Annotated in this window: 14 protein-coding genes; 12 read left to right on the top strand and 2 right to left on the bottom strand. The window is 73.7% G+C overall.

Features of this window, described 5'->3' with window-relative positions:
- Positions 1-19 precede the first annotated feature (19 nt).
- The 8 genes from ACZ466_RS54625 to ACZ466_RS54590 all read left to right on the top strand — a co-directional run bounded on the left by ACZ466_RS54625 (position 20) and on the right by ACZ466_RS54590 (position 8,594).
- A complete protein-coding gene (locus ACZ466_RS54625; RefSeq protein ID WP_378281967.1) occupies positions 20-1,237 on the top strand; it encodes a CaiB/BaiF CoA transferase family protein in 1,218 nt (405 codons plus the stop codon).
- Entirely contained in the window at positions 1,234-2,073 is an 840-nt protein-coding gene (locus ACZ466_RS54620; protein WP_378281968.1) for an NAD(P)-dependent oxidoreductase, read from the top strand. The genes ACZ466_RS54625 and ACZ466_RS54620 overlap by 4 nt, the downstream gene beginning before the upstream one ends.
- 69 nt (positions 2,074-2,142) lie before the next feature.
- On the top strand, positions 2,143-3,609 hold the full coding sequence (locus ACZ466_RS54615) for an aldehyde dehydrogenase family protein (RefSeq protein WP_464042492.1): 1,467 nt from the start codon (positions 2,143-2,145) through the stop codon (positions 3,607-3,609).
- Between the two features lie 74 nt (positions 3,610-3,683).
- Entirely contained in the window at positions 3,684-3,875 is a 192-nt protein-coding gene (locus tag ACZ466_RS54610; RefSeq protein WP_378281970.1) for a ferredoxin, read from the top strand.
- A gap of 35 nt (positions 3,876-3,910) precedes the next feature.
- Positions 3,911-5,287, top strand: a complete 1,377-nt coding sequence (locus tag ACZ466_RS54605; RefSeq protein ID WP_378281971.1) for a cytochrome P450 — start codon at positions 3,911-3,913, stop codon at positions 5,285-5,287.
- A gap of 64 nt (positions 5,288-5,351) precedes the next feature.
- Positions 5,352-7,022, top strand: coding sequence for a thiolase C-terminal domain-containing protein (locus ACZ466_RS54600; RefSeq protein WP_378281972.1), 1,671 nt, complete (start codon positions 5,352-5,354; stop codon positions 7,020-7,022).
- Between the two features lie 35 nt (positions 7,023-7,057).
- The gene (locus ACZ466_RS54595; RefSeq protein ID WP_378281973.1) at positions 7,058-7,360 is read left to right on the top strand and encodes a hypothetical protein; all 303 of its coding nucleotides are present in this window, start codon (positions 7,058-7,060) and stop codon (positions 7,358-7,360) included.
- A 13-nt stretch (positions 7,361-7,373) separates the two neighbouring features.
- A complete protein-coding gene (locus tag ACZ466_RS54590) occupies positions 7,374-8,594 on the top strand; it encodes an NAD(P)/FAD-dependent oxidoreductase (RefSeq protein WP_378281974.1) in 1,221 nt (406 codons plus the stop codon).
- A gap of 13 nt (positions 8,595-8,607) precedes the next feature.
- Here ACZ466_RS54590 and ACZ466_RS54585 read toward each other — a convergent pair whose 3' ends face one another.
- Positions 8,608-9,432 carry an SDR family oxidoreductase gene (locus tag ACZ466_RS54585; protein WP_378281975.1) on the bottom strand — a complete coding sequence of 275 codons (825 nt, stop codon included), beginning with the start codon at positions 9,430-9,432 and terminating at the stop codon, positions 8,608-8,610.
- Between the two features lie 96 nt (positions 9,433-9,528).
- Here ACZ466_RS54585 and ACZ466_RS54580 point away from each other — a divergent pair, with 96 nt between their 5' ends.
- Positions 9,529-10,173, top strand: a complete 645-nt coding sequence (locus tag ACZ466_RS54580) for a TetR/AcrR family transcriptional regulator (RefSeq protein ID WP_378281976.1) — start codon at positions 9,529-9,531, stop codon at positions 10,171-10,173.
- A gap of 54 nt (positions 10,174-10,227) precedes the next feature.
- A complete protein-coding gene (locus ACZ466_RS54575) occupies positions 10,228-11,025 on the top strand; it encodes an acyl-CoA thioesterase (RefSeq protein WP_378281977.1) in 798 nt (265 codons plus the stop codon).
- A gap of 17 nt (positions 11,026-11,042) precedes the next feature.
- Here the strand turns inward: ACZ466_RS54575 and ACZ466_RS54570 are convergent, their stop codons facing one another.
- Positions 11,043-11,825 (bottom strand): TetR/AcrR family transcriptional regulator, encoded by a 783-nt coding sequence (locus ACZ466_RS54570; protein ID WP_378281978.1) that lies wholly within the window; start codon positions 11,823-11,825, stop codon positions 11,043-11,045.
- A 170-nt stretch (positions 11,826-11,995) separates the two neighbouring features.
- Here ACZ466_RS54570 and ACZ466_RS54565 point away from each other — a divergent pair, with 170 nt between their 5' ends.
- Both ACZ466_RS54565 and ACZ466_RS54560 read left to right on the top strand, forming a co-directional pair.
- A complete protein-coding gene (locus tag ACZ466_RS54565) occupies positions 11,996-12,625 on the top strand; it encodes a TetR/AcrR family transcriptional regulator (protein ID WP_378281979.1) in 630 nt (209 codons plus the stop codon).
- Complete coding sequence (locus ACZ466_RS54560; protein ID WP_378281980.1) at positions 12,622-13,491, top strand: acyl-CoA thioesterase domain-containing protein; 870 nt, start codon at positions 12,622-12,624, stop codon at positions 13,489-13,491. Before ACZ466_RS54565 ends, ACZ466_RS54560 begins: the two co-directional genes overlap by 4 nt.
- Positions 13,492-13,494: the final 3 nt, after the last annotated feature.

The raw sequence follows: 13,494 nt of genomic DNA, 5'->3' as shown, positions 1-13,494 counted from the left end.
CGCAACTGTGTTCAAGCCGATGGAAGGTGTCCGGGTCCTCGAGGTCGCCCAGTTCACCTACGTGCCGTCCGCCGGTGCCGTCCTGGCGGACTGGGGCGCCGATGTCATCAAGGTCGAGCATGCGGAGAAGGGGGACGCGCAGCGCGGCATCGTCAAGGTGTTCAGCCAGAACGTCGGGTCGGAGGGGTCGACGTTCTCGCCGATGATGGACGGTCCCAACCGCGGTAAGCGCAGTATCGGGCTGGCCCTGGAGAAGCCGGAGGCCAAGCGGGTCCTGCACGAGCTGATCCGTACCAGCGACGTGTTCCTGACCAACTTCCTGCCCAGCGCCCGGGCCAAGCTGGGCATCGAGGTCGACGACGTCCGCGCGGTCAACCCCGACATCATCTACGCGGCCGGGACGGGCTTCGGGCACAGCGGCCCGGAGGCCGACAAGGGCGGGTACGACAGCACGGCCTTCTGGGCGCGCGGCGGCAGCGCCGACTCGGCCACGCCGCCCGAGGCGGAGTTCCTGACCCAGCAGCCGGTGGGCGCCTACGGCGACAACATCGGCGGGATGACGATCGCGGCCGGGATCTCGGCGGCCCTGTTCGCCCGGGCGCAGGGGCACGGCGCGGCCACGGTGGACATCTCCCTGGTGGGCGTCGGGGCCTGGGCGACCCAGATGAACGTGAACCTGGCCCTGATGGCCGGCGGTCCGCTGCCGAAGATGAACCGGCTGGCCACGCGGGCCAGCAACCCGCTCACGGGCGTGTACGAGACCTCCGACGGCCGGTGGCTGTCCCTGTCGATGCTGCAGCCGGGGCGGTACTGGCCGGAGTTCTGCGAGAAGGCGGGCCGCCCCGAACTCGCCACCGACGAGCGGTTCGACTCCGCGCAGAAGCTGATGGCCAACGCCGCCGCGGTCAGCGACATCGTCGCGGAGATCATCGCGAGCCGCACCAAGGACGAGTGGGTCGCCGCCTTCGAGGACATGGAGGGGCAGTGGTCGGTCGTCCAGAACACCTACGAGCTGGGCCACGACCGGTCGCTGCGGGCGATCGGCCAGATCGCGGAGGTGGTGGACGCCGAGGGCGTGACCCGCGAGCTGGTGGGCACCCCGGTGCAGTTCAACCGTGAGGCGCCCGAGCTGACCCGCGGCCCGCTGTTCGCCGAGCACACCGACGAGATCCTGCGGGAACTGGGCATCGGCGACGAGGAGCTGATCAACCTCAAGATCGCGGGGGCGGTCACGTGAGCGCGCCCGCGACCCCGCGCGTCGGGTTCATCGGCCTCGGCAGCCAGGGCGGCCCCATGGCCCGCCGCATCGCGGCGGCCGGCTTCCCGACCACGCTGTGGGCGCGCCGCCCCGAGACGCTCGCGGCCTTCGCCGACACCGGCGCCGCCGTCGCGGGCTCCGCGGCGGAGCTGGCCGCGGCCAGCGACATCGCGTGCGTGTGCGTGGTCGACGACGCGGGGGTCGAGGAGGTGGTGTCCGGACCGGACGGCCTCCTGGCGGGCATCGAACCCGGCGGGCTGATCGCCGTGCACAGCACCGTCCACCCCGACACCTGCCGCAGGCTCGCCGACCTGGCCGCGGCCCGGGACGTCGCCTTCGTCGACGCGCCGGTCAGCGGCGGGGGGCACTCCGCCGAGCAGGGGAAGCTGCTCGTCATGGCCGCCGGCGACGCCGGCGCGGTCGAGCGCGCCAGGCCGGTGTTCGAGAGCTACGGCGACCCCGTCCTGCACCTGGGGGAGGTCGGCGCCGGGCAGAGCGCCAAGCTGATCAACAACCTGATGATGGCGGCGAACCTGGGCGTGGCCGAGAGCGGGTTCGCGCTGGCCGCCCGGCTCGGCGTGGACCGCGCCCAGCTCTCCCAGGTGCTGGCGCACGGATCCGGCGGGAGCTTCTCGGCGTCCGTGCTGGGACCGCCGGACTTCACCCTGACGCCCCTGGCGGAGTACGCCGGTCCGCTGCTGCGCAAGGACGTCCGGCTGGTGGTCGCGCTCGCCGACGGCGGTGGCGACGCCAAGGCCGGCACCGTGCTCGCGGCGGCGGACGCCGCGCTGGAATCCCTGGGCCACCCCCGATGAACCCGCCCGTGCCCGCCCGGCTCCGCCCCGAGGGGCCGGTACGTCCCCACCCCCAACGAACGGGAGTCGATGATGACCACGCTCGGTGACCGGATGCTCGTCGACGGCGAGCTGGTGGCGGCCGGCCGCGGCCGCACCTTCGACAACGTGAATCCGGCGACGGAAGAAGTGCTCGGCGCGGTGCCGGAGGCCGACGCCGCGGACCTGGAACGCGCGATCGGCGCCGCCCGGCGCGCCTTCGACACCACCGGCTGGTCGACCGACGTCGAGCTGCGCCGCCGCTGCCTGGTCCAGCTGCGCGACGCGCTGCGCGCCGAGGTCGAGACCCTGCGGTCGGGGTACGTGGCCGAGACCGGCTGCCCGGTGAGCCAGACGCCGGGGGTCGCGATCGAGGAGTCGATCGGCTACCTCGACCACTACATCGGGCTGCTGGACACCTACGAGTGGGAGCACACGCTGCCCACCAAGTCCGTCATGGGCAGGCCCGCCGACCGGATCATCCGGCGTGAGGCGGCCGGTGTGGTCGGGGCCATCACACCCTGGAACTACCCGCTCTACCTCGGCATCTGCAAGGTCGGCGCCGCGCTGGCCGCGGGCTGCACGGTCGTCCTGAAGCCCGCGCCCGACACCCCGTGGAGCTCGCTGGCGCTCGGCGCGCTGGCCGCCGAGCACACCGACATCCCCGCCGGCGTCCTGAACGTCGTCACCACCAGCGACAACGGTGTCGCCCAGCTGCTGGCCACGCACGCCGACATCGACGCGGTCACCCTCACCGGCTCGACGGCCACGGGGCGCAAGGTGATGGGCGCCGCCGCCGACACGATCAAGCGGGTCACGCTGGAGCTGGGCGGCAAGTCCGCCGCGGTGTTCCTGGACGACCCGCTCCTGGAGCTCGTCGTCCCGGCGCTGGCCGGCGCGGTGTGCATCCACTCCGGGCAGGGCTGCACCCAGCTGACCCGGATGCTGGTGCCGCGCGCCCGCCTGGACGACGTGGTCGACATGGCCAAGGGGGCCATGGAGCAGGTGAAGTGGGGCGACCCGACCGACCCGGAGAACGTCATGGGGCCGGTCATCAACGCCGCGCAGCGCGACAAGGTGCTGCGCTACTACGAGCTGGCCGCGCGGGACGGCCGCGTCGTCCTCGGCGGCAAGCCGACCGACCGCTTCGAGCGCGGCTACTTCGTCGAGCCCACGCTGATCACCGACGTGGACCCCAAGGCCCCCGTCGCCCAGGACGAGATCTTCGGCCCGGCGCTGGTGGTCCTGCCGTTCGACGACGAGGAGGACGCGCTGCGGATCGCCGACGGCACGATGTACGGCCTGTCGGCGGCCGTGTTCAGCGTCGACCAGGACCGGGCGATGGCCATGGCCCGCCGCTTCCGGACCGGGACCGTCAGCGTCAACGGCGCCCAGTGGTTCGACGTGGAGTCCCCGTTCGGCGGCTACAAGCAGAGCGGTCTCGGCCGCGAGTGGGGCACCGAGGGCCTGGAGGACTTCCTCGAGGTCAAGACCATCGCGGTGCCCCCCGCAGGCTGAGCCGCGACCTCCTTATCCGATCCGACATCCGATCCGACTCCCCATATGAACCGACTTGCGCGAGGAGGCCCACCGTGAAGGTTCGCGTCGATCCCGGAATCTGCCAGGGGCACACGCTGTGCGCGATGAACGCGCCCGAGCTGTTCGCCCTGCGGGACGAGGACGGCCACGCGTACGCCATCGACGAGGACGTGCCGCAGGAGCAGGAGGGGGCGGCCAGGGAGGCCGTCCGCTCCTGCCCGGAACGGGCGATCGACCTGTCCTGACCCCGACCACCGATCTCGGGCTGGAGAAGCTTGCCATGACCATGGACGATGCGCCGACCGCGGACGACGCGCCCGGCGGACACACCATCAGCCTGGACCGCCACTCCACGCGGTACCGGGTGGAGTTCGAGCAGCTCACCGACGAGTTCCACGGCAGGTGCCCGGTCGCCTGGAACGACACGCACGGGGGCTACTGGTTCGCCAGCGGCAACAAGGAGCTGTTCGACCTCGCCCGGCGGGCCGACCTGCTGTCCAACGACAACGACGTGACCGGCACCGGGACCGGCTACGTCGGGATCAACATCCCGCACGTGGCCGACCGCAAGCAGCGGACCCGGGGCGGCTTCCTGGAGATGGACCCGCCGGACCAGCGCTACTACCGGCAGGCGCTCAACCCCTACCTGTCCCCGGCGGCGGTCGCGCGCTGGAAGCCGGTGATCGAGGAGCTGACCCGCGCCTGCCTCGACGAGAAGATCAAGACGGGCCGGATCGACTTCGTCGACGACCTGGCCAACATCGTGCCCGCGGTGCTCACGATGGCACTGCTCGGGGCGCCGCTGAAGGACTGGGACATCTACTGCGAGCCGATCCACGCGCTCGTCTACACGCCGCCGAGCTCGCGGAACTTCGATCGGGTGCGGCAGCTCATGCGGCGCATGGGCGAGCGGATGTTCGAGACCATGTACGAGGTGCGGGCCGAGCCGCGTCCCGGGCTGATCAACGAGCTGGTGCACCTCGAGTTGGACGGCCGCCGGCCCGACGACATGGAGCTGCTGGGCGTCCTGAACCTGCTGATCGGCGGCGGTTTCGACACCACCACGGCGCTGACCGCGCATTCCCTGGAGTGGCTGTCGCAGCATCCCGGCGAGCGGGAGCGGCTGAGCCGGGAGCGCGAGACGCTGCTGGACAGCGCGACCGAGGAGTTCCTGCGCTTCTTCACCCCCGCGCAGGGCGACGGCCGCACGATCTCCCAGGACTGCGAGGTCAACGGCACGAAGTTCAAGGAGGGCGACCGCCTCTGGCTGTCGTGGGCGATGGCCAACCGGGACGAGACGGTGTTCGAGGACCCGCACACCGTCCGGCTCGACCGCACCGGCAACCGCCACAACAGCTTCGGGCTGGGCATCCACCGGTGCATCGGCTCGAACGTGGCGCGCGTGACCTTCAAGATCATGCTCACCGCGGTGCTGGACCGGATGCCCGACTTCGTCTGCGACCCCGAGGGCGCGGTGCACTACGACTCGACCGGCATCATCAACGGGATGAAGCACCTGCCGGCCACCTTCACCCCCGGTGAGCGCCTGGGCGCCGGTCTCGAGGAGACGATCGAGAAGGTCCAGCGCATCTGCGACGAGCAGCGCCTCGCCGAGCCGATCACGGTCCGCACGACGCGGGCGAAGCTCGACGGCTGAGCGCCCATGAAAAGGAGTACGCCGTGACCCACGCGGGACCTTCCGCGGGACGGGAGCCGGGCCGGTGAGCGCGCCTGGCCGGCCCCTCCCGTTCGTCACGCCCTGGAACGAGTTCTACTGGACCGCCGGCGCCGACGGGCGGCTGCGGTTGCAGGAGTGCGGGTCGTGCTCCGCGCTCGTGCACCCGCCCAAGCCCGTCTGCCCGCACTGCCAGGGCTCCCCGCCCCGGGTGCGCGAGGTGTCGGGCCTGGCCACCCTGATCGGTTTCACCGTCAGCCACCGGTTCCGGCTGCCGGGGCTTCCCTCGCCGTACATCGTGGCGCAGGTGGCGGTCGAGGAGGACCCGCGCGTCCGCCTGACCACGCGGCTGGTGGACTGCGCCGAGGAGGACCTGCGCCTGGGCATGCGGATGGAGGTGACCTTCGAGCAGGTCGAGGACGTCTGGCTGCCGCTGTTCCGGCCCGCCGCCGACCAGCCCGAGCGGCCGGCCCCGCTCCCCGAGGACGAGGAGTCCCCCGAACGGATCCGCGCACTGGTGCGGCCCCCCGTGCGCAGTCGCAAGTTCGAGGACGACGCCGTGCTGTCGGGCGCCGGGGCGTCCCGGATCGGCCGCCGGCTGATGGCCGACCCGCTGGCGCTCACCGTCGAGGCGTGCCGGGCCGCCGTCGCCGACGCGGGCCTGGGCATGGACGACATCGACGGCCTGTCCACCTACCCGGGCGGCGGGCTGGAGCACGGCATGGGGGAGGGCGGCGTCACGGCGCTGGAGGCGGCGCTGCGGATCCGCCCGACCTGGTACAACGGCGGCGGGGAGACCTTCGGGCCCGGCGGATCGGTGATCGCCGCGATGCTGGCGGTCTCGGCCGGGCTGGCCCGGCACGTGCTGTGCTTCCGGACCGTCTGGCAGTCGACCCACGACCGCCTGCTGCGCGAAGGGCGGCTCGGCTTCGGCGGCGGCGGGCGGATGGCCGGTGACATGGGCTGGGGGATGCCGTTCGGCGCGACCTCGGCCGCGCACGTCCTGGCCCAGAGCGCGCAGCGGCACTTCCACCGCTACGGGACCACCCGGGAGACGCTCGGCTGGATCGCCCTCAACCAGAGGGCCAACGCGGCGCTCAATCCGACGGCGATCTATCGTGAGCCGATGACGATGGACGACTACCTCGGGGCACGGATGATCACCACGCCGTTCGGCCTCTACGACTGCGACGTCCCCTGCGACGCCTCGGTCGCCGTCGTCGTCTCCGCCGCCGACACCGCCGGGGACCTGCGCGTGCGCCCGATCCGCGTGGAGGCGGTCGGCACGCAGATCGTCGAGCGGCTCGAATGGGACCAGAGCACCTCCACGCATGAGCCGCAGGTGCTGGGACCGGCGGCGCACCTGTGGACCCGGACGACGCTGCGCCCCGGCGACGTGGACCTCGCCCAGCTGTACGACGGCTTCACCTTCAACTGCTTGTCCTGGATCGAGGCGCTGGGCTTCTGCGAGATCGGCGAGGCCGGGGACTTCCTGGAGGGAGGCAAGAACATCGCCCGGGACGGCGTGCTCCCCCTCAACACCCACGGCGGGCAGCTCTCGCACGGCCGCACCCACGGCATGGGCCTGCTCCACGAGGCGATCGTGCAACTGCGCGGGGACGCCGGAGACCGCCAGGTCGACGGCGCCCGCGTGGCCGTGGTGAGCAGCGGCGGCCTCACCCCCAGCGGGGTCATGCTGCTGCGCACCGACACCTGACCGAGCCACACCGAACGAATGAGGAACGATTGCCGATGAAGCTGACCCTGGGACAGACGCTGGAGAGCGTCGTGGACTCGACGGCCCTGGTCGTCGTCCGGGCCCCCGCCGAGGACCTCGAGGTGACCTGCGGGGGCCGCGGGATGGTGCCGAAGGGCGAGGCGGGCGAGCCCGTCGAGGCCGCGGCCACCGGCGCCGGCCTCCTGCTGGGGAAGCGGTACACCGCCGACGGCCTCGACATCGAGCTGCTGTGCGTCAAGGGCGGCGAGCACCCGGTCGCCGTCAACGGGGCCGAAGTGGCGCAGAAGTCGGCCAAGCCGCTCCCCGCGTCCGACTGACGGCGGTTCTCCTTTGTCTTCCAACACTCCCCGGCACGTCGTGGTCGTGGGCGCCGGGCTCGGCGGCCTGCGCACGATCGAGCGGCTGCGCTCGGGCGGTTACGCGGGCCGGATCACGCTGGTCGGCGCCGAAGAGCACGCCCCCTACGACCGTCCACCGCTGTCCAAGCAGATCCTCTCCGGGCAGTGGGAGCCCGAGCGGGTGTGCCTCCGCGACCGGGCGGGCCTGGCCGAGCTGGAGGTGTCGGCGCGTCTGGGCACCGGGGCGGTCGCCCTGGACGGCACGACCGTCACCCTGGACGACGGCGGCACCGTCACCGGCGACGCCGTCGTCATCGCGACCGGGCTGGTCCCGCGCAGGCTGCCGCACCAGCCCGAGGGGGTGGCGACGTTGCGCACCCTCGACGACGCTTTGGCGCTGCGGAAGGCCCTCGGCTCCGCCCGGTCCCTGATCGTCATCGGGGCCGGGTTCATCGGGGCGGAGGTCGCCTGGGCCGCCCGCCGCGCGGGCGTCGAGGTGACCGTGCTGGAGGCGCTGAGCGTGCCGTGCGAGCGGGTGCTCGGGCGCCGGGTCGGCGCGCTCGCGGCCCGCCTGGTCACCGGCGCCGGGGTCGACCTGCGCTGCGGGTCGCGGATCGCCCGGCTGGTGGACGGGCGCACGGTCGAGATGGCGGACGGCACCGTGCTGTCGGCCGATGTCGTGCTGGCCGCCGTCGGCGCCGTCCCCGACCTGACCTGGCTCGGCGGCGCGGGGGTCCGCGTCCAGGACGGCCTGGCCTGCGACGAGCGCGGCCGCGTGGTGGGCATGAGCGGCGTCTGGGCGGTCGGGGACGCGGCCGCCTGGTGGAACCCCGCCGCCGGCCACCACCACCGCGGCGAGCACTGGACCATGACGTGCGACCAGGCGGCGACGGCGGCGTGCGACATCCTCGGCGCCGAGCTCCCGCCGACGAGCCCGCCCTACGTGTGGTCCGACCAGTTCGAGCTGAAGATCCAGGCGATCGGGCGGACCGACCTCGCGGACGAGGTCGTCCCGCTGCACGGTGACGGCCTGGGCGGCGGCCCCGTCAAGGGCACCGTCGCCGCGTACTTCGCGGGGGACACGCTGACCGGGGTCGTCTCCTTCGGCGCCCCGGCGCTCGTCATGCGCTACCGGCCGCTGGTCGTTGCACGCGCCGGCCGTTCGGAGGTCCTCGCCCGGGCCGCCGGCGGCAACGGGCGGGTCCCCGGCTGAGAGCCCCGGCCGGTCAGCCGAGCCGCCCGGAGCGGACGGCGGCGACGACGCCCCCGTCCACGAGCAGGTCGGTTCCGGACAGGAAGCCCGCCGTGGGGCCGAGCAGGAAGTCGGCGGCGGCGGCGATGTCGGCGGGCGTGCCGAGGCGCCCGGCGTTGGAGGCGTCGACCATCGCCTTCATGCCGGCGCCGTGCTCGCCGGCCAGTTCGGCCTGGCCCATGGGGGTGGCGATGACGCCGGGGCTGATCGAGTTGATCCGGGCGCCGCGTGCGCCCCAGGACGGGCTCGCGCCCTGGACGCGCAGCAGGTTGGCGTACTTGGCGAAGGAGTAGGCGGCGCCGGAGTCGGCGAAGGCCGCGGCGTCGGCGGCGGGCAGGGACAGCAGTTCGTCGGCCGGGGCCGTGGCCAGCCGCAGCGCGTCCTCGGGAGGGAGGCCGGGGTGGAAGTGGCCGGCCATGCTGGCGATGACGACCCCGGCCCCGCCGGGGGCGACGACCTTGCCGAACTCCTCCAGGACCAGGGCGACCCCCAGCAGGTCGACCGCCAGGATCGCCGCCACCGGCGCCTGGACGGGGGACAGCCCGGCGGTGTGCGCCACGGAGTGGACCTTGCCCAGCGAGGCGGCCCGCCCGGCGAGCGCGGTGACCGACTCGCGGGAGGAGACGTCGACCGCCTGGGGGGTCACGTCGTAACCCTCGTCGCGGAGCGAGCCGGTCACCGTCTCCAGCAGATCCTGGTCGAAGTCCGCGGCCAGGACGCGGGCCCCGACCCCCTGGCGGCGGGCGATGGCCTGCCCCATCCCGCCGACTCCGATGACCACCGCCACGTTCCGGGTCATGCGATCGCCCCTTCCCCGCTCGTCTCCGCCGGCACCGCCTCTACTCCGACATATGCCGGTTTTCCAACATCTGTCGGAAACAATACAGTAGGGAGTGTGCACGCCCACCGGTCCACCGATCCCCGCGTCCACCGCTCCCGCACCGCGCTCGAGACGGCGGTGCTGGACCTGATCAAGGAGCGGGATCTGGCGCGGATCACCATCCGGGACATCACCCGGCGGGCCGGCGTCAACCGGTCGACGTTCTACGAGCACTACAGCGGCGTGGACGACCTGGCGGCCGGCGCGTGCGCCGCGCTGTTCGACGAGCTGATCGCCGCCGCCCCCGTCGTCGGCCGGTCCTACCGGCCCGGCGGCGAGGACTTCGCCGCCGGCGCGCTGACCGCGGTGTTCGCGCACGTCGCCGAGCACGCCCGCCTGTACCGGGCGCTGGTCGGGGACGGCGGCAGCGCGCGCGTGATCAACCGCATGCACCAGCGGCTCGCCATCGCGATCCACGTCAACTTCACCGGTGCCGAGGACGGGCGGCGGACCCACGTCGACGACCCGCTCGAGATCCCGCACGACTCCGACGCGGCGTTCCTCGCCGGCGCCCTGCTCGGGACCATCCTGGACTGGCTGCGCCGCGGCTGCCCCGGCGGCGCGGACGAGATGAGCGCCGCGGTCTGGCCGCTGCTCCGGGCCGTCGGCGAGGCCGATGGCGGGGGCCCGGGACCGTCAGTCGATATCGGTGTCGAGTAAAGTCCGGGCGGGGACCGTACCGGACGGTGCGCCGTGAACGATGGGACGAACCGCATGGCAGGGGACGAGGCCGCGGAGCGCGCCGCCGACCGGGAGTGGCTGGCGCTGAAGGTGGACGAGCGCGGCGAGACCGCCACGGTCGAGCTCGGCGAGCGGCATCTCGCGCCGTTCGGGCGGATCTACGGCGGCACCGGCGCCGCGCTGGTGTCCGCGCTCATCGAGGCGTCGACCGGCCGGCGGCTGCTGTGGGCGACGACCCAGTTCGTCGGGGCGTGCGGCGAGGGCGACCGCCTCGACCTGAAGGCGGACGTCGTCGCGGCCGGGAGGCGGACGTCGCAGGTCCGCGTCACCGCCCATGTCGGCGACGAGCTCGTCCTGCAGGCTTTGGGGGCCTCCGGCGAGGCCGGGACCGACATCCCCGAGGGCGCGGTCGCCGAGGCCCCGGCCGTGCCGCCGCCCGCGGACTGCCCCGAGATGGAGCTGGCGATCCCCGACGGCCTCCCGGCGGGGTTCTTCGGCGGCATCGAGCGGCGTTCGGTGGACGAGGGCGCCCACCGCTGGTGGATGCGGCTGCCCGACCGTCCGCTGGCCCGTCCGGCGCTGCTCGGCCTGGCGGGCGACTGCCTGCCGCCGATGGTGATGCGCGAGCTCGGCGAGCCGGGCGCCGGGACGAGCCTCGACCTCACGGTCCGGGTCGGGGTGCCCTCGGCCGCCGAGTGGCTGCTGATCGACGGGCGGCCGGACATGGCGGCCGGCGGGTACGGTCACGGCCGCGTGCGGCTGTGGGCGGAGGACGGCGCGCTCGTCGGCACGGTCGCGCAGACCACCGCGCTGTGGCGCGCGCTGGGCTGACACGGGCGACCGGGCCCTCAGCCGCCGGCCGCGCCCTCCATCCACTCCGGGTTCGGGGTTCGGCGCAGGTCGACGGCGCGGATCCAGATGTCGTTGACCGTGGCGGCGGCCCCGCCGATGTCGAGTCGGCCCTCCTCGTCCCCGGCGACGAACAGCCAGTAGGCGACGTTCGAGATCATCGAGATCAGCGCCGCCGCGGTCGGGATCGGGTCGACCCGCGGATCGGCGACGCCCCGGTCCTGCCAGCGGCGGATCAGGTGGCCGACCCGGTCGATGGTCTGGTTCCGGCGCCGGACGGAGGTGGCGTGGAGGTCCTCGCCGATGTGGGCGAGCTGCTCCCGCAGGGCGTAGATCCGGGCGTTCTCGCGGTACACGTCGAAGTAGCGCAGGTTGGCCCGGCACAGGGCGTCGACCGGATCGAGGCCGTCCTCCCCGTCCACCCGCCGGCCCACCGCCTGGTCCACGACCTCGGAGACCTCGGCGCAGACGACGTTGAACACCTCGAGCTTGGAGGAGAAGTAGGTGTAGAAGCTGCCGTGGGCGACGCCGGCCTCGCGGGCGATGTCGGCGACGCCGACGTCCAGGTAGCCGTCCCGTTCGAAGACCCGGCGCGCGGCCTCCATGATCCGCCGCCGGGTGCGCTCGCCGCGGGCCGTGCCGCGCTCGGCGTGGACGGCGCGCCGCTCCGCCGCGGTCCCGGCCGGGGTCCATCCGCCGCGGGTGCGCGGGCCCTCCGCCGTGGCACGGGCGCCGCGGCCTCCCTTGCGGGTGCCGCCGGACGGGGATGCGGGTCGTGCCACGTGGACCGGATCTCCCTTCCCTTTCTGGGCCGCGCCGGCCGGGGCGGGCCGCCTCGACTATATCGGCGCGACATCGCGGGCAGGGGTGACGGTCGACATCGATGTCGAAAGGCGATAGACCATACAACTTTAGACTTGTGTCCTGTCTAGCTGGACGGTACGTTGATCGCGTGCGGACTCACGGATGGGGCGGCTCGCCCCCCGCCAGCGACGAGGAAGCGGTCGGCCGGATCAAGGAGGCCACCCACCGCTGCGTCCAGGAGCTGGGCGGCGCCACCACCATCGCGCACGTGGCGTCGGCCCTCGGGGTCAGCCGCCAGACCGTCTACCGCTACTTCCCCAGCACGGACGCGCTGCTGATCGCGGCGGCCCTCGACGGCACGCAGGACTTCCTGGCCCGCCTGGCGCGGCGGCTGCGCACCATCACCGCCCCCGACGAGGCGCTGGTCGAGGCCGTGGCGTACACGATCAACCAGATCCCCGGCGAACCCTACCTGCGCCTCCTGCTGGACTCCGGCAGCGGACGATCCCTGCTGCGGAGCGTCACCTCCGACACCTCGCGCGCCATCGGCCGGTCCCTGCTGGACCAGACCGCGGTGGACTGGGACGCCTCAGGGTTCGGTCCCGAGCGGCGCAACGAACTGATCGAATGGACGCTGAGAATCGTGCAGTCCTTCCTCCTGGACCCCGGCGACCCGCTGCGGACCAGCTCCGAACTCCGCGAGTTCCTGCGGCGCTGGCTCGCCCCCGGCGTCGCCGCCCTCACCGCCGGGGCCGGCGACCCGAGGGTGGCCTCATGACCGTCGGAAGCGGGCCCGCCCCGGCCCCCGAGGCCGTCACCGAGCCGGCCGTCCCCGGCGGCGCCGCCCTGTACGAACGGGACGGGGCCCTGGTCGTGCCCACCGACCGCGCCCGCGGTCCGTGGCGCCGGGACGCGCTGCACGGCGCCGCCGTCGCGGCACTGCTGGCCGCCGCCGTCGACGTGCCGGGATGGACGCCCGCACGCATCACCTTCGACCTGCTCGGGCCGGTCCGGGCCGTCCCGATGACGCTGTCGGTGACCCCGCCCGAGGGCGGCCGCCGGGTCGTGCGCCAGGACGTCACCCTGCTGGAGGGGGACGAGCCGGTGGCGCGCGCCCGGTGCCTGGCGGTGCGCCGTGCCGACCTCGACCTGCCCGAGGGCGCGACCGACCACCCGGATCCGTTCGCGGGCGCGGCGGTGCCCGACCTGACCACCCCCAAGACCGGGGTCAGCGAGTACGTCGGCTGGGAGTGCTTCGACAGCTCCGCGGTCAGCGTCCGCTCGCTGCGGTCGCCCGACCTCGGCCCGGACTCGGTCGGCCTGTGGATCAACCTGCTGGTCCCGGTCATCGCCGGCGAGCCGACCCCCGCGATCGCGCGGGCCGCCGCGGCGGCGGACTACGCCTCCACCGCCACCCACATGCGGCTGCCCTTCGACCGGTGGAGCTTCATGAACGCCGAGCTGAGCCTGCACGTCTCCCGCGAGCCCACCGGCCCCTGGGTGGGCCTGGTCTGCGCCGGCGTCGTCCAGCCCGTGGGCTGCGGCTTCAGCGCGGCCACCCTCTACGACTCGGCCGGACGCCTCGGGCAGTCGGCGCAGGCGCTGGTCGTCGAGGCGCGGGAGCAGGCGGCCCGGAGCCGGTGAGCG

Source organism: Actinomadura rugatobispora (genome assembly GCF_055379765.1).
This window is presented reverse-complemented; position numbering and strand designations above follow the sequence as displayed.

Coding starts and splice junctions, on each gene's coding strand:
- ACZ466_RS54625 (WP_378281967.1), top strand. CDS start 20: ATGGAAGGTGTCCGGGTCCTCGAGGTCGCCCAGTTCACCTACGTGCCG.
- ACZ466_RS54615 (WP_464042492.1), top strand. CDS start 2,143: ATGATGACCACGCTCGGTGACCGGATGCTCGTCGACGGCGAGCTGGTG.
- ACZ466_RS54605 (WP_378281971.1), top strand. CDS start 3,911: ATGACCATGGACGATGCGCCGACCGCGGACGACGCGCCCGGCGGACAC.
- ACZ466_RS54595 (WP_378281973.1), top strand. CDS start 7,058: ATGAAGCTGACCCTGGGACAGACGCTGGAGAGCGTCGTGGACTCGACG.
- ACZ466_RS54585 (WP_378281975.1), bottom strand. CDS start 9,432: ATGACCCGGAACGTGGCGGTGGTCATCGGAGTCGGCGGGATGGGGCAG.
- ACZ466_RS54575 (WP_378281977.1), top strand. CDS start 10,228: ATGGCAGGGGACGAGGCCGCGGAGCGCGCCGCCGACCGGGAGTGGCTG.
- ACZ466_RS54560 (WP_378281980.1), top strand. CDS start 12,622: ATGACCGTCGGAAGCGGGCCCGCCCCGGCCCCCGAGGCCGTCACCGAG.